Genomic DNA, 13,761 nt, shown 5'->3' with positions numbered 1-13,761 from the left:
TCACGCCTCGCCGACCGTTTCAAACATCACATGGGTCAGTGCGTCGGCGGCCGTCTTGCCCGCCCAGACCACGAACTGGAATGCCTGATAATACAGATCACAGCTATCGGTGGCCGAGCGCAGCAGCGCCTCGCATTGCTGCGGCGACACTTCGGCGCCCCCGGTCAGCAGGTGCGAATTGCGGAACAGCACCACGCCTTCCTTGTTCCAGATGTCGAAATGGCCAATCCACAGCTGCTCATTGATCAGCGAAATGAGCTGCTTGATTTCGTTGCGCCGCCCCTCGGGCACCTTCAGATCAAAGGCACAGGCAATGTGCAGCGATTCAAGATCTTCCATCCAGTTGAACGAGACATGGTAGTCGCTCCAGCCGCCCCGCACCGAGATCGAAATCTCGTCCGCGTCCTGGCGTTCGAAACTCCAGTCGTTGATCGAAGCGATGTGCTCGATAATGTCCACCGGGTGGACGACGCGATCCGGCTCGACTTGAAGGAGTGACATTGACGATTCTCGTCCTGGCAACGCGTGTGTTCGAGGCATGCGACCCGCGACGGGGCCGACACAATTTCGGGTACTCAAGGAACTGGCCGCACGCACTAGGCTTACGAATCGTCCTGATGATTTGACCCTACACCGCCCCACTGATTCAGGGGACGCGCGGCAGCAGGAGGACGGCAATCTCTTGTGGATGATCGGCCCGTCAACGTTAACAGTCCGTTAACAAAATCCCGCTTTTGCGCAGGAAAAGCGCCCCGAAACGAGGCAGTTTTATTGGCGCCGCAGCGCCAGGAGATGACCTCATGGTGAGCCTGTCGAACCACGAGGTCGTGGCACCGATCGGCCATCACGCCACGACCTCGTCCTTCGACAAGCTCAGGATGAGGTCTACTGAAAGGTAAAATCAGGCCTTGGCAGCCTTGCCGCCCTTGAGCGCTGCCAGTTCCTTGCGCAGTGCATCGATCTCTTCGCCCTGCACCTGCACCAGTTCGCGCAGCGCGTCGAAATCCTCGCGCTTGACCAGGTCCATATCGGCCACGAAACGCTGGGCCTGCGACTTCACGGCGGTCTCCACTTCCCGCCGAACGCCGTCGGCTACACCGGCCGCTTCGTTCATCACCCGGCCCAAACCGTCGAAAAGCTTGCTGTTCTGGGTCATCGCACACCTATATTGTTGGTCGCCACAGCGGGCACTCTTAGTTGATATCTAGGCCCTTGATCCCGACTTGACCAGAGCGGGCGAAGCGGCAATGGTCCGCCCGATTGCCGCAGGAGCCCCGCTTGCCCTTCCCAAACATCGATCCCATCGCCTTCGCCGTCGGCCCGCTCGCAGTGCGCTGGTATGCGCTGGCCTATCTGTTCGGAACCCTGCTGGGTGCGGCCTACGGCTATCGGCTGCTGGCCAATACCAGGCTCTGGCACAAGGGCGAACCGCCCTTCAAAGCCCCCGATATCTGGGATTTCGCCTTCTGGACCATGCTGGCCATCGTGCTGGGCGGCCGCATTGGCTATGTGCTGTTTTACAACCTGCCCTTTTACCTGGCCAACCCCATCCAGATCTTCAACACGCTCGATGGCGGCATGTCCTTCCATGGCGGCATGCTGGGTCTGATGCTGGCAGCCATCGTCTTCACCCGCTCCAAGGGCGGCAATTGGCTGAGCTCGCTTGATCTGATCGCCTCGGTCGCCACCATTGGCCTGCTGCTCGGCCGTATCGCCAATTTCATCAATTCCGAACTCTATGGCGCACCGACCAGCCTGCCCTGGGGCGTGATTTTCCCCACCGATCCGCTCGGCGTGCCGCGCCATCCCAGCCAGATTTATGAAGGCGCGCTCGAAGGCATCCTGCTGTTCCTGGTCATCCGCGTCGCCACTCATGTCTTCTATGCCCTGCGCCGCCCGGGCCTGGTCGCCGGCATATTCGGCATCGGCTACGCCCTCTCCCGCATCGCGGTCGAATTCGTCCGCCTGCCCGATATCCAGATCGGCTACCTCTATGGCGGCTGGCTCACCATGGGCCAGGTGCTCAGCCTGCCAATCCTGGTGGCCGGCATCGGGCTGGTGGTCTACGCCACGACGCGCAAGCAAAGCGGCCTGCGGTGATGACAGAAAACCCAACCCTGCCCGAACTCATCGACATGCAGATCCGCTCCACGGGTCCCATGTCGGTCGCCACCTATATGGGCCTCTGCCTCACCCACCCGCGCCAGGGCTACTACAAGAGCGCCGACCCGCTCGGGGCCAAGGGCGATTTCGTCACCGCGCCCGAAATCAGCCAGATGTTCGGCGAATTGGTCGGCTTTTTCTTCGCCAATATCTTCCAGCAAATGGGCTCGCCCAAAGCCTTCACCCTGCTCGAACTCGGCCCCGGCCGCGGTACGCTGATGGCCGATATGCTGCGCGTCGCCTGCCGCGTCGAAGGCTTCCGCGATGCGCTCGACCTGCGCCTCTTTGAAACCAATCCATCCCTCATTGCCGAGCAGCATGCCCGCCTTGAGCCCTATGATCCCAAGTGGATCGATGGCTTCGACAAGGTCGGTGATGGTCCCCTGCTCGTCGTCGCCAATGAATTTTTCGATGCCCTGCCCATCCGCCAATTCGTACGCGGCACCGAAGGCTGGCACGAGCGCATGGTGGGTCTGGTCGATGGCAAGCGCGCCTTTGGCCTCTCGCCCACACCCATCCCGCAATCGGCCATGCCCGACGCCATTGCCGATGCCGAGCCCAATGCGGTCTTCGAAGTCGGCCTCGCCGCCGGCGAAGTCACCGCCCGCCTTGCCCGAACCATCTCGGCCCAGGGCGGCGTGCTGCTGGCCATCGACTATGGCTATGGCACGACCCAGACCGGGGAAACCCTGCAAGGCGTGCGCCGCCACGCCTATGACGATGTCCTCACCTCCCCCGGCGAGACCGACCTGTCCGCGCATGTAGATTTCGAAGCCATCGGCAATGTCGCTGCCAAGGCGGGCCTTGCCGTCCATCCGCTATTGGGCCAGGGCCAGTTCCTCACCCGCCTGGGCATCAATGACCGCGCCAAGGCCCTGAGCGCCGCCAATCCGGGCTCGGCCGCCGATATCGCCAGCGCCAAGGCCCGCCTTATCGCCCCCCACCAGATGGGCGACTTGTTCAAAGCCTTCTGCGCCGCCAGCCCCGGCCTCATGCCACCGGGATTTACCCAATGAACGTGCCTCATGAGCAAAGCGCTGGTCTGATCGCCATTCCGGCGGTGCGCCACGCCTTTTTCGGCCGCCAGGGCGGGCTCTCGACCGGCATCTTTGCTGGCCTCAACGTCTCCGACACCGGCGGCGACGATCCGATCATCGTGGCCGACAACCGCAAGATGGTTGCAGCCACGCTCGGCTTTGCGCCGCCCCAATTAGCCCTGCTCAAGCAGGTTCACTCCAATAAAGTTTTGACCCTGACCGGGCCCCATACCGGCCCCCGCGTCGAAGCCGACGCCATGGTTACCGCCCGCCCCGGCGTGGCTTTGGGCATCCTGACCGCCGATTGCACGCCAATCCTCTTCGCCGATCCGGAAGCGAACATTATCGGGGCCGCCCATGCCGGCTGGCGCGGCGCCATCGATGGCATTATCGGCAACACCATCGCCGCCATGGTGGCACTGGGCGCCAACCCCGCCCGCATCATCGCCGCCATCGGCCCCACCGTTACGGCGCCCAATTACGAAGTCGGCCCAAAATTCATGGCCGATTTCCTCGTCCTCTATCCCGGCGGGAAGGACTATTTCACCACGCCTCCAGGCGGCCGCGAACACTTCAACCTGCCCGCTTTCGTGGCCGACCAGATCGCCGCATCCGGCGTCACCAAAATCGACCGCGTTGGCCTCTGCACCTATGGCAATCCCGAGCGCTATTTCTCCCACCGCTATGCCACCCATCACGGCACCACGACCGGCCGCCAGATCGCCGTCATCGCGCTGACGTGAATCTTATTTAGCTATCATCCATTTGTTGCGTTGCGAGTCTGGTTGGGACTCGCTAAAGCTGCCCGCGAAACTGGAAACGCCCGCTTTACGGGCGCTGTTGAGACAGGATCGCACCCATGAAGCTGGTGACCGGCAACTCCAATCGTGCCCTCGCTCAAGCCGTCGCCAGCTATCTCGAACTTCCCCTCACCGATTGTACGGTCAAGCGCTTCGCCGACAACGAGATCTATGTCGAAGTGCATGAGAATGTGCGCGGCGAGGATGTGTTCATCCTGCAGTCGACCAGCTTCCCGGCCAATGACAACCTGATGGAACTGCTGATCCTCACCGATGCGCTGCGCCGCTCCTCGGCCCGCCGCATCACCGCCGTGCTGCCCTATTTCGGCTATGCGCGACAGGATCGCAAATCGGCCTCCCGCACCCCGATTTCGGCCAAGCTGGTTGCCAATCTCATCACCGAGGCCGGCGTCAATCGCGTCATCACGCTCGATCTGCACGCCGCCCAGATCCAGGGCTTCTTCGATATCCCCACCGACAATCTCTATGGCGCGCCGGTCATGGTCCGCGACATCCAGGAGAATTATGGCTCGGGTAATGTCATGATCGTGTCGCCCGACGTTGGCGGGGTGGCCCGCGCCCGCGCCATCGCCCAGCGCATCGGCGCCGACCTCGCCATCGTCGACAAGCGCCGCCCCCGTGCCGGCGTGTCCGAAGTCATGAACATTATCGGCGACGTCTCCGGCCAGACGTGTCTGCTGATCGACGATATCGTCGACTCGGGCGGCACCCTCGTCAATGCTGCCGAGGCCCTGCTCAAGGCTGGCGCCAAGGAAGTCTCTGCCTACATCACCCATGGCGTGCTCTCCAATGGCGCCGCCGAGCGCATCGCCACCTCCAAGCTCAAGGAATTGGTGATCACCGACTCGATCGAAGAAACCGACCTGATCAAGTCAGCCGCCAATATCCGCCGCCTCACCATCGCCCCCCTGATCGGTGAAGCCATCGCCCGCACCGCCAGCGAGCAATCGGTGTCGAGCCTGCTGGACTGATTTCTGCTCATTGCCATTCGAGCGCAGCTCTCATGGCCTTCTCGCCTAAATTTCTGCCACTGGCAGAAATTTGCCTTCCGCCGGCTCGAAGTGTCGAAATCTCCCGCCCTCGCGCGACATAGCCATGACGGGCTATATTGCCCGCTGGAAGGAGATGCGTGATGAAATATCTGCTGATGCTCTATGCCGACGAGAAGGCCGGCGCCGCCATTCCGCCCGAGCAGATGGCCGGTTTTATGGGCAAAATGCATGCCTATCAGGAAGCCCTCGAAAAGGCCGGCGCCTTCGTCGCTACCGCCGGGCTCACCCCAACCTCGGATGCCAAGACCATCAAGCTCGACGCTGGGCAACTCAAGGTGCATGACGGCCCCTATGCCGACACCCGCGAGCAATTCGGCGGCTATTACATTATGGAGGCGCCCGATATGAATCGGGCCATGGAACTGGCCGCCCAATGCCCCGCCGCCACCTGGGGATCGATTGAAATCCGGCCATTCCACGCCGATCGATAATTTTTCTACGCCAAGAGTCGAAACCCGTCTTTCCCCTTCGACATAGTTGCATCGGGGCGCCGCTCCGATCCAACCCATGGAGACGAAAATGAAGTTCATGCTGCTGATCCACGCCGACGAACAAGCCGTCGCAGCCGCCGCTCCGGCCACTCCCGGCCAGATGAGCCCCGAATATGCCGCCTACAACGAAGCCCTGATCAAGGCCGGCGCCATGTTGGCCGGCGATCGGCTGCGTCCCACTACCACGGCCGCCAGCGTGCGCATCCGCAACGGCAAGACCGAAGTGCTCGATGGCCCCTATGCCGAGACCAAGGAACAGCTTGGCGGCTATTACCTGATCGAAGCCGCCGACATGGACGCCGCCATGGATTGGGCCGGCCGCTGCCCCGCCGCCCAGCGGGGCACAGTCGAAGTGCGCCCCGTCTGGCCGACCCAGGGCTAAGGAAAAAGCTATGCGTTACATACTCCTCATCCACCACGACGACGAAGCCCTCGCCAAGGCACCCCCCTCGCTCTGGGGCGAATATGCCGCCTTCCGCGAGGCGCTGCTCAAGGCCGGGGCCGGCACGCCCGGCGAACGCCTGGGCGCCAGCACGGAAGGCAAGAGCATCACGCGCCGCTCCGGTACGCCGGAAATCCTCGACGGCCCCTATGTCGACACCAAGGAGCAGTTTGCCGGCTATGTGCTGCTCGACGTGCCCGATCTTGATGCCGCCATCGCCTGGGCGGCCCGCTGCCCCAGCGCCCAATATGGCACGGTCGAAGTGCGACCCATCTGGCCGGCCCGCGAGCCGTGAGTGAACTAGGCAACGAGGCGCGCCGGGCCGCCGAGCGCGTGGCGCGCGACAGCTATGGCCGCCTCGTCGCCTTTCTCGCTGCCCGCACCCGCGATGTTGCGGGCGCCGAGGATGCGCTGGCGGAAGCCTTTGCCAGCGCCCTCAAATCCTGGCCGGACGACGGCGTGCCGGACAATCCCGACGCCTGGCTGCTGACCGTGGCCCGCCGCCGCCAGACCGACGCCGTCCGCCGCCGCTACACCCGTACCGCCGGGGAGGTTCATATCCAGCTCATGGCCGAAGAACTCGAAGACGCCGCCGCCCATCCCGATGCCATCCCCGACCGGCGCCTCGCGCTGATGTTCGCCTGCGCCCACCCCGCAATCGAAGCGGGCATGCGCGCGCCGATGATCCTGCAGACCATTCTGGGCCTCACCGCCATCGACATCGCCGCCGCCTTCCTTATTCCGCCCGCCACGATGGGCCAGCGCCTGGTGCGCGCCAAAACCCGCATCAAGGACGCTGGCATTCCCTTCGCCATACCCGAGCGCGAAGACCTGCCCGGCCGGCTCGATGCCGTACTCGAAGCCATCTATGCCGCCTATGCCAAGGGCTGGACCGAAATCGGCGATGCCGCCGCCGACCGGCTGGCCGACGAAGCCATCTGGCTGGGCCGGCTGGTCGTGTCGCTCCTGCCCGATGAGCCCGAAGCCAAGGGTATGCTCGCCTTGATGCTCTACGCCGAAGCCCGTCGCCCCGCCCGCCGCGATCCCGACGGACTCTATGTGCCGCTCGAACAGCAGGACATTGCTCTGTGGGATGAACCGCAAATCATGGCCGCCGAAGCCCTGCTCCGCGCCGCCAATCGCGCCGGTCCCACCGGCCGCTACCAGATCGAAGCCGCCATCCAATCCGCCCACATCGCCCGCCGCGTCACTGGCCAAGCCAATTGGCCCACCATTGTCACGCTCTACGATGTGTTGCTGCAATTGACCGACTCGCCCGTCGTCATCCTCAACCGCGCCGCCGCCCTTGCCGAACGCGACGGTCCCGAAGCCGCGCTAACCAGCCTCGACACCATCGCCGACGACAAGCGCATGGCCGACTACCAACCCTATTGGGCCGCCCGCGGCCACTTCGCTGCCCGCGCCGGCCGCAAGGACCAAGCCCACGAAGCCCTCACCCTGGCCATCGGCCTCTCAACCGACGAAGCCGTACGCCAGTACCTGACCGGCCAACGCTCGGCATTGCAGGATGGCTAGGCCTTCTTGCGCTGGCGCACCACCGATGCGAGTTCCTCATTGAGTCGCGTCTGCCAACCAGGACCGTCGGCCTTGAAGAAATCAATGATCTCATTGTCGAGCCGCAGGGTCACCTGCTGCTTGCCATTACCGCTTGGCGGGCGCCCCGGCTTGCCGGGCAATGGAAGGCCAAGCTCGGCAAAAACCTCTCGCGCCGGTCGAAGGCGCTTGATCTCCTCTTCCGTCAAAGGAGCGGTCTCAAAATCGATCAGATACGGATCTGGCTTGTGCTTAGATGCCATATTTGCTGGCCTCCTTGTCGTGCACACGTCGCACACTGATAATCCGGGTCTCGCCTCCACGAACCGTAAAGGCGATACAGAGCCGCAGCGCATTGGCCCACCCAAAGGCCCTGTATCTTATCTCTCCATAGTCTTTTCGATCGTCTCGCTCGACGATCGCAGCAGACCAATCAAACTCATTCGCAATCTCGAACCCGAAACCACGCATGACGCGGTTCCGCTCCGACTTCTCCTCGTCCCATTCCAAGCGCGCCGCCTTGCTTGCCTGAATAATGTAGTTACATAATTCGTCATCTGCAAGCCGTGCTTGCCCCTGATGCCCCTTTGAGCTATAGCCCGCCCCATGAAGCGCTCGTCACCCCTGGAGGACGGGCGCGTATGTCGTTGTAGTGGCGGCATACACCAACCAGAATGGATATTTCCATGGCTGAGACTAGAGTGCTCAAGGCACAGGCGCGTGAGGGAGTGGGCAAGGGGGCCGCTCGTGAGCTGCGTCGTCAGGGACTCGTTCCCGCTGTTATCTACGGTGACAAGAAGCCCCCCGTCACCATCTCCATCGCCTACAAGGATGCGATGAAGTCCATCTATGCCGGTGGCTTCCTCAGCCACGTCCTCGAGCTGGACGTCGATGGCACCAAGCATTCGGTGATCCCGCGCGATTACCAGCTTGATCCGGTCAAGGACTTTGCCCTGCACGTGGATTTTCTGCGCGTCGGCAAGGGCTCCAAGCTCAATGTCCAGGTGCATGTCAACTTCATCAATGAAGAAGCCAGCCCGGGCCTGAAGCGCGGTGGTACGCTCAATATCGTGCACCACACGCTCGATCTGACCGTCGATGCGTCCAATATCCCTGAAGAAATCACCGTCGATCTGACGGGTCTGGATATCGGCGACACCATCCACATCTCCAACGTCAAGCTGCCGGCCGGTGCTACCGACCACAGCCACGAAGAAGACGTGACGATCGCGACCATCGTTGCCCCGTCGGCTCTCAAGTCGTCTGAAGGCGGCGAGACCGAGGCTGCTGAAGGCGAGGGCGAAGCAAAGGCCGAGTAATCGCCCTTTTGTCTTTGCGCTAGACTATTGGGGCGGCCTTCGGGTCGCCTCATCCATTTTCGGAGCTTTCGATGAAGCTGCTCGTGGGCCTGGGCAATCCAGGCAACCAATATGCCGGCAACCGGCACAATATTGGCTTCATGGCCATTGATGCCGTGGCGCGCGCGCACAATGCCGGCCCCTGGAAGACCAAGCACTCCGCCCTGCTCTCCGAAGCCAGTATCGACGGCGAAAAGGTCATGCTGCTCAAGCCGCAGACCTTCATGAACCGCTCCGGCGATAGCGTGCAACAGGTCGCCCAGTTCTATAAGATCGCGCCTGCCGATATCATCGTGCTCTACGACGAACTCGACCTCGCCCCCGGCAAGGTGCGGGTCAAGGTTGGCGGCGGCAATGGCGGGCACAATGGCCTGCGCTCCATCGATCCGCAGATCGGGCTCGATTACAAGCGCATCCGCCTCGGCATCGGCCATCCCGGCAAGGAATTCGTCACCCACCATGTGCTGGGCGATTTCGCCAAGGCCGACCAGGTCTGGCTCGATCCCCTGCTCGACGGCATCGGCAAGCATATTGGGCTCGTGCTCAAGGGCGATGACAACGGCTTCATGAACAAGCTGGCGCTGGCCAATGCCGCCGAACCGGCCCCGGCCAAGGCGCCGCCCAAAGCCCAGAGCCATATCCGCCAAGCGCGCCCGGCCAAGCCACAGGTCGCGCTCCCCGAAACCGGCCCAATGGCCGCCATGCTCAAAAAACTGTTCAAGGGCGAATAGAACCGGCCCTATGCCGGTGTCACAACTGCGCGACCTTTCGGCCACACCGCCGCTAAAGTTATCAAGCGGTAATGATTTTTTGGCCTATTTAGGTGCATGGTGAACGAAATCCTGCCGGGGTCCGATTTGCTTAAGACTAGTCTTGCCAGCCTCGCCGCCATAGCGGCGCTGTCGTCTGTTTCGGCGGCGGCACTTGCATGCGAGGATTTGCGCATGGTGCCCGGCGGCATCGTCACCCAGGTCACCGATGGTGACACGGTCGTGCTCGACAATGGCATGGTCGTGCGCATGATCGGCACCCAAGCCCCCAAATTGCCGCTGGGCCGCGATGGATTCGAGACCTGGCCACTGGCGCCCGAGGCTAAAGCGGCGCTCGAAGCCATCGCCCTCAACAAGCCCGTACGTCTCGGCTATGGCGGAGAAGAAGTCGATCGCTATGAGCGAGTCCTGGCCCATGTCTTCGTCGATGGCCCCGATGGCGAGATCTGGGCGCAGCAATATATGGTCTCCCAGGGCCTGGCCCGCGTCTATTCCTTCCCCGATAACCGAAAATGCCTTGATCTGCTGTTCGCCGCCGAGGGTCGTGCGCGTTTAGCCGGGCTTGGCATCTGGGCCGATCCCTATTACAGCACTCGTGCGGCGGATCGGCCGGCCGATCTTTTGGATCGGCAGGGCCATTACGAACTTGTCGAGGGACGTGTCCTGCTTGCCGATCAATCCGGCGGGCGGGTCTATCTGAACTTTGGCCGGTTCTGGAAAGAAGATTTCACCGCAGTGATCGAAGCGTCGGCGCTCAAGCTTTTTGCCGCAGACGGCATCGATCCATCAGCCCTAGAAGGGGCGCTAGTTCGCATCAGAGGCTGGGTGGACGATCGGGATGGCCCACGCATCGAGATTACTCATCCCGAACAGATCGAGGTTCTGGCAGCACGATGACGCGCACCAAGCACATCATCAACAAGGGTTTGCGCAATGGCTTGCTGGCGGTATCGCTGCTGGCCCTGTCGGCCTGCACCAGCTTTACCGGCTCCCAGATTGCGGTCAGCCAGACCGGTGACGTGCCGGCGCCCACCGTGGTTCCCGAGGGCACCGATCCCGAAGACGTGGTCATCGGCCGCCGCGAGCATCCCCGCATCATCGCCGCCTATGGCGGGGTCTATTCCGATCGCGCCGCCGAAATCATGGTCGCCCGCATTGTCGGCCGCCTGCTGGCCGCTGCTGACCAGCCCAATGCCCAGTTCCAAGTCACGATTCTCGACACCTCCGAAGTCAACGCCTTCGCGCTGCCCGGCGGCTATATCTATGTGACGCGCGGCATCTTGGCGCTCGCGTCCGATACCAGCGAATTGGCGGCCGTACTGGCGCACGAAATCGCCCACGTCACCCTGCGCCACGCCCGCGCTCGCACCGATCGCACTCGCACCACCGCCATCGTCGATCGCGTCATCACCGGCGTTTTGGGCGGCGATACCTCGACCGACGCCACTGCCAACCGCACGCGCCAGTCCATGGCCGCTTTCGGTCAGCAGCAGGAACTCGAAGCCGACCACGAAGGCATCAAGTTCGCCGGCAAGGCGGGCTACGACCCGCAGGCCGCTGCGCGTTTCCTGGGCGTGATGAGCCGCTTCGCCACCTTCTCGGCTGGCCAGAACGGCAATAATGCCGGCTTCCTGTCCTCGCACCCCTCGACGCCTGCCCGTATCCAGAAGGCGCTGGAAACCGCCCGCACCATGTTCGGCCAGGCCCAGGTCGGGGAGACCGACCGCACCGGCTATCTCGATTCCATTACCGGCCTCACCTTTGGCGACAGCCCCGCCCAAGGCTCGATCGTCGGCCGCAAATTCATCCATTCGGCCAGCAAGTTCACCTTCACCGTGCCCGATGGCTATACGCTGCAGAATTCGCAGAGCGCCGTCGTCGGCGTGGCTGGCGATGGCGAGGCCGTGCGTTTCGACAGTGCCGACGTGCAGGCCAATATCGGCCTTGCCGATTACCTCAAATCGGGCTGGATTGCCGGCCTCAAGACCGACAGCGTCACCACCAGAACCGTCAACGGCATCGAGATGGCATCGGGCGTCGCCCAGACCGACCAGTGGTTCTTCCGCGTCTCGGTCATGCGGCTCGATGGTCAGGTCTATCGCTTCATCTTCGCCGCCAAGGCCGACAGCGCCCGCTTCTCGGCCGGTGCCGAAGCGACGCTGACCAGCTTCCGCCGCACCGATAGCAGCGACCTCAATGCCATCCGCAAGGTCGCCATCCGCATCGTCACCGCCAAGGCCGGCGACACCGCCGATAGCTTGGCCCGTCAAATGGCCGGCCTCAGCCGCGGCGCCGAACTGTTCTATATCATCAACGATCTCTACCCGGGCGATCCCGTCCAGCCGGGGCAGAAATACAAGGTCGTCGTGCTGCAATAGCGTCTGAGGCTCGGGACTTTCCCTCAAGCCCATCCCTCACCATGATGTCATCCCCGCGAAAGCGGGGACCTCTGTTTTGGTGGGCGAGTTGAAACGGAGGTTCCCGCTTTCGCGGGAATGACCTTGTGAAGGTTGGAGCCGCTCGCACAATTCCCTCAACTCATCGTCATCACCCGGCTAGTCCGGGTGATCCATCTCTCAGCATCCGCGGCAGCAATGGATTGCCCGGACAAGCGGGGCAATGACGATGGAACTTGACTTAGGGATGCGGCAGCATGGATTCCGGCCTGCGCCGGAATGACCCGTGGTTGTTGAATGCTGATTGGCTCTCAAGGGATACTGTCGGCGGCCGCGCCGATAATCGCCGCCGCACTGCCCGCGCCGACGCCGAACAGGGCCGTGAGGCTGTCGCCCAGCAGGGCGAAGGAGACCAGCAGCGCAACGGCAATAAGCCCGGCGAGCAGGCCGTATTCAATCGCGGTGGCGCCGGTCTCGTCCCGGAGAAAATGCAACAACGTCTTCGTCATGCCTGCCCCCGAACACCTGGCTACAACAGATCGCAGAGCGCCGCGATCAGTGGTTCGTCGGCCGGCGGCATCGGGTAGTCACGCAGAGCCTGGGGCCGCACCCATTTGAGGGCGGAATGTTCCTTGGCCTGCGGCTGTCCCTGCCATTTCCGGCAGACGTAAAGTGGCATTAACAGGTGAAAAGTCTCGTAAGAATGACTGGCGAAAGATACCGGTGCCAGGCACGCCGTCTTGGTCGAGACGCCCAGCTCTTCCTCCAGCTCGCGGATCAATGCCGCCTCGGGGCTCTCCCCCGGCTCCACCTTGCCGCCGGGAAACTCCCACAGCCCCGCCATGGACTTGCCTTCTGGCCGCTGTGCAATCAGCACACGGCGATCGGCGTCCACCAGGGCACAGGCCACAACGAGAAGAATGTGGCCGCTCATGACGCGCTCGGAATGCGATAGGTGTAATCGTACTGGTACGTATAGCCGAGCGACCCATAGAGCGCCTTGGCGGCCGGATTGTCCGCCTGCACATTGAGCGCCGCGACCGTCGCGCCGGCCTCTTTCGCCCAGGCCAGCCCGGTGCGCATCATCGCCGCCGCCAGTCCCTGCCGCCGCCGTGTCGTATCCGTAATCACATTGCCGGTGACGACAATGCCCTCGCCTATCGCCATCAGCCCGGTGGCGACCGCCTGGCCATCGCGATAGACCACCACGCCCGTCGCCGGCACGGCCATGACCGCCAGCAGCGCCCGCAGCCGGGCCACATTCTCGTCGCTATAGCCGCGCAGCCCCTGCTGCGCCGCGAGAAATTCCGGATCAAGCAGCTCAAACAAGCGCCCCTCCGGGTCAGGCTCGTGCTCGCCCAGCGGCATGGCATAGAGATGGCTGTGATCAACCGTCGCCCAGCCGCGGGCATCAAGGGCAGCATTGAGCGCACCGCTCGCCAGCGGCGTCGTACGAACGACCATTGGCAATTCGCGCGCCGCAAACCACGCCTGCGCGGCGTCCAGCCGTGCCTCCACATTGTCGCCATCGCTTACATCGAAGCACTGCAGCGAATTGGCCCGTTTGGTATAGCCGCCAGCGGCACGGCGCACCCAGGCGCCATCCCAATCGACTTCGATCCCCGGCCAGGCCGCAAGTCCCGCCCGCTCGAAGGTGGCAATATCGGGCAAGGACAT

19 protein-coding genes are annotated in these 13,761 nt (G+C 63.0%); 12 read left to right on the top strand and 7 right to left on the bottom strand.

Annotated elements, in window-relative coordinates:
* Both N8A98_RS14950 and N8A98_RS14945 read right to left on the bottom strand, forming a co-directional pair.
* A complete protein-coding gene (locus tag N8A98_RS14950; protein ID WP_035103544.1) occupies positions 1-501 on the bottom strand; it encodes a type III secretion system chaperone family protein in 501 nt (166 codons plus the stop codon).
* Between the two features lie 400 nt (positions 502-901).
* Positions 902-1,156 (bottom strand): accessory factor UbiK family protein, encoded by a 255-nt coding sequence (locus N8A98_RS14945; RefSeq protein ID WP_035103542.1) that lies wholly within the window; start codon positions 1,154-1,156, stop codon positions 902-904.
* Positions 1,157-1,278: 122 nt separating this feature from the next.
* Between N8A98_RS14945 and lgt the strand changes: the two genes are divergently transcribed.
* From lgt to N8A98_RS14905, 8 genes are all read left to right on the top strand, one after another.
* Complete coding sequence (lgt, locus tag N8A98_RS14940; protein ID WP_262166437.1) at positions 1,279-2,100, top strand: prolipoprotein diacylglyceryl transferase; 822 nt, start codon at positions 1,279-1,281, stop codon at positions 2,098-2,100.
* The gene (locus N8A98_RS14935; protein WP_262166436.1) at positions 2,100-3,179 is read left to right on the top strand and encodes a class I SAM-dependent methyltransferase; all 1,080 of its coding nucleotides are present in this window, start codon (positions 2,100-2,102) and stop codon (positions 3,177-3,179) included. Before lgt ends, N8A98_RS14935 begins: the two co-directional genes overlap by 1 nt.
* Positions 3,176-3,943 carry a peptidoglycan editing factor PgeF gene (pgeF, locus tag N8A98_RS14930; RefSeq protein ID WP_262166434.1) on the top strand — a complete coding sequence of 256 codons (768 nt, stop codon included), beginning with the start codon at positions 3,176-3,178 and terminating at the stop codon, positions 3,941-3,943. The genes N8A98_RS14935 and pgeF overlap by 4 nt, the downstream gene beginning before the upstream one ends.
* Before the next feature lie 116 nt (positions 3,944-4,059).
* Positions 4,060-4,992 (top strand): ribose-phosphate pyrophosphokinase, encoded by a 933-nt coding sequence (locus tag N8A98_RS14925; RefSeq protein ID WP_113123305.1) that lies wholly within the window; start codon positions 4,060-4,062, stop codon positions 4,990-4,992.
* A gap of 161 nt (positions 4,993-5,153) precedes the next feature.
* Complete coding sequence (locus N8A98_RS14920; protein ID WP_262166432.1) at positions 5,154-5,504, top strand: YciI family protein; 351 nt, start codon at positions 5,154-5,156, stop codon at positions 5,502-5,504.
* Between the two features lie 88 nt (positions 5,505-5,592).
* Entirely contained in the window at positions 5,593-5,946 is a 354-nt protein-coding gene (locus tag N8A98_RS14915) for a YciI family protein (RefSeq protein WP_262166431.1), read from the top strand.
* A gap of 10 nt (positions 5,947-5,956) precedes the next feature.
* Positions 5,957-6,301 carry a YciI family protein gene (locus tag N8A98_RS14910; RefSeq protein ID WP_113123302.1) on the top strand — a complete coding sequence of 115 codons (345 nt, stop codon included), beginning with the start codon at positions 5,957-5,959 and terminating at the stop codon, positions 6,299-6,301.
* Complete coding sequence (locus N8A98_RS14905; RefSeq protein ID WP_262166429.1) at positions 6,298-7,542, top strand: RNA polymerase sigma factor; 1,245 nt, start codon at positions 6,298-6,300, stop codon at positions 7,540-7,542. The genes N8A98_RS14910 and N8A98_RS14905 overlap by 4 nt, the downstream gene beginning before the upstream one ends.
* Here the strand turns inward: N8A98_RS14905 and N8A98_RS14900 are convergent.
* Together N8A98_RS14900 and N8A98_RS23390 are read right to left on the bottom strand one after the other, a co-directional pair.
* Positions 7,539-7,823, bottom strand: a complete 285-nt coding sequence (locus N8A98_RS14900) for a BrnA antitoxin family protein (RefSeq protein WP_162740425.1) — start codon at positions 7,821-7,823, stop codon at positions 7,539-7,541. The two genes, N8A98_RS14905 and N8A98_RS14900, sit on opposite strands and share 4 nt — an antisense overlap.
* Entirely contained in the window at positions 7,813-8,031 is a 219-nt protein-coding gene (locus tag N8A98_RS23390; protein ID WP_390888845.1) for a BrnT family toxin, read from the bottom strand. The genes N8A98_RS14900 and N8A98_RS23390 overlap by 11 nt, the downstream gene beginning before the upstream one ends.
* Before the next feature lie 215 nt (positions 8,032-8,246).
* Between N8A98_RS23390 and N8A98_RS14895 the strand changes: the two genes are divergently transcribed.
* The 4 genes from N8A98_RS14895 (at position 8,247) to N8A98_RS14880 (ending at position 12,066) form a co-directional block, all read left to right on the top strand.
* Positions 8,247-8,879, top strand: coding sequence for a 50S ribosomal protein L25/general stress protein Ctc (locus tag N8A98_RS14895; protein ID WP_113123315.1), 633 nt, complete (start codon positions 8,247-8,249; stop codon positions 8,877-8,879).
* A gap of 71 nt (positions 8,880-8,950) precedes the next feature.
* Positions 8,951-9,649, top strand: coding sequence for an aminoacyl-tRNA hydrolase (pth, locus tag N8A98_RS14890; protein ID WP_262166428.1), 699 nt, complete (start codon positions 8,951-8,953; stop codon positions 9,647-9,649).
* Positions 9,650-9,775: 126 nt separating this feature from the next.
* Complete coding sequence (locus N8A98_RS14885; protein WP_262166427.1) at positions 9,776-10,585, top strand: thermonuclease family protein; 810 nt, start codon at positions 9,776-9,778, stop codon at positions 10,583-10,585.
* Positions 10,582-12,066, top strand: a complete 1,485-nt coding sequence (locus N8A98_RS14880) for a M48 family metalloprotease (RefSeq protein ID WP_262166426.1) — start codon at positions 10,582-10,584, stop codon at positions 12,064-12,066. Before N8A98_RS14885 ends, N8A98_RS14880 begins: the two co-directional genes overlap by 4 nt.
* Positions 12,067-12,395: 329 nt before the next feature.
* Here N8A98_RS14880 and N8A98_RS14875 read toward each other — a convergent pair whose 3' ends face one another.
* Genes N8A98_RS14875 through N8A98_RS14865 form a run of 3 tightly spaced genes read right to left on the bottom strand, consistent with a single transcriptional unit; the run spans position 12,396 to position 13,761 of the window.
* Entirely contained in the window at positions 12,396-12,593 is a 198-nt protein-coding gene (locus tag N8A98_RS14875) for a Flp family type IVb pilin (RefSeq protein WP_262166425.1), read from the bottom strand.
* A gap of 20 nt (positions 12,594-12,613) precedes the next feature.
* Positions 12,614-13,018, bottom strand: coding sequence for an 8-oxo-dGTP diphosphatase MutT (gene mutT / locus N8A98_RS14870; RefSeq protein WP_113123294.1), 405 nt, complete (start codon positions 13,016-13,018; stop codon positions 12,614-12,616).
* Positions 13,015-13,761: a GNAT family N-acetyltransferase gene (locus N8A98_RS14865; RefSeq protein ID WP_262166424.1), complete on the bottom strand. Its 747-nt coding sequence runs from the start codon at positions 13,759-13,761 to the stop codon at positions 13,015-13,017. Before N8A98_RS14865 ends, mutT begins: the two co-directional genes overlap by 4 nt.

Source organism: Devosia neptuniae (assembly GCF_025452235.1).
In the GTDB taxonomy this organism is placed as follows: Bacteria; Pseudomonadota; Alphaproteobacteria; order Rhizobiales; family Devosiaceae; genus Devosia.
Note: the sequence above shows the minus strand (reverse complement) of the source record. Positions and strands in the feature narration are given on the sequence as shown.

Coding starts and splice junctions, on each gene's coding strand:
- N8A98_RS14950 (WP_035103544.1), bottom strand. CDS start 501: ATGTCACTCCTTCAAGTCGAGCCGGATCGCGTCGTCCACCCGGTGGAC.
- N8A98_RS14945 (WP_035103542.1), bottom strand. CDS start 1,156: ATGACCCAGAACAGCAAGCTTTTCGACGGTTTGGGCCGGGTGATGAAC.
- N8A98_RS14935 (WP_262166436.1), top strand. CDS start 2,100: ATGACAGAAAACCCAACCCTGCCCGAACTCATCGACATGCAGATCCGC.
- pgeF (WP_262166434.1), top strand. CDS start 3,176: ATGAACGTGCCTCATGAGCAAAGCGCTGGTCTGATCGCCATTCCGGCG.
- N8A98_RS14925 (WP_113123305.1), top strand. CDS start 4,060: ATGAAGCTGGTGACCGGCAACTCCAATCGTGCCCTCGCTCAAGCCGTC.
- N8A98_RS14920 (WP_262166432.1), top strand. CDS start 5,154: ATGAAATATCTGCTGATGCTCTATGCCGACGAGAAGGCCGGCGCCGCC.
- N8A98_RS14915 (WP_262166431.1), top strand. CDS start 5,593: ATGAAGTTCATGCTGCTGATCCACGCCGACGAACAAGCCGTCGCAGCC.
- N8A98_RS14910 (WP_113123302.1), top strand. CDS start 5,957: ATGCGTTACATACTCCTCATCCACCACGACGACGAAGCCCTCGCCAAG.
- N8A98_RS14900 (WP_162740425.1), bottom strand. CDS start 7,823: ATGGCATCTAAGCACAAGCCAGATCCGTATCTGATCGATTTTGAGACC.
- N8A98_RS23390 (WP_390888845.1), bottom strand. CDS start 8,031: ATGCGTGGTTTCGGGTTCGAGATTGCGAATGAGTTTGATTGGTCTGCT.
- N8A98_RS14895 (WP_113123315.1), top strand. CDS start 8,247: ATGGCTGAGACTAGAGTGCTCAAGGCACAGGCGCGTGAGGGAGTGGGC.
- pth (WP_262166428.1), top strand. CDS start 8,951: ATGAAGCTGCTCGTGGGCCTGGGCAATCCAGGCAACCAATATGCCGGC.
- N8A98_RS14880 (WP_262166426.1), top strand. CDS start 10,582: ATGACGCGCACCAAGCACATCATCAACAAGGGTTTGCGCAATGGCTTG.
- N8A98_RS14875 (WP_262166425.1), bottom strand. CDS start 12,593: ATGACGAAGACGTTGTTGCATTTTCTCCGGGACGAGACCGGCGCCACC.
- mutT (WP_113123294.1), bottom strand. CDS start 13,018: ATGAGCGGCCACATTCTTCTCGTTGTGGCCTGTGCCCTGGTGGACGCC.
- N8A98_RS14865 (WP_262166424.1), bottom strand. CDS start 13,761: ATGTCCTTGCCCGATATTGCCACCTTCGAGCGGGCGGGACTTGCGGCC.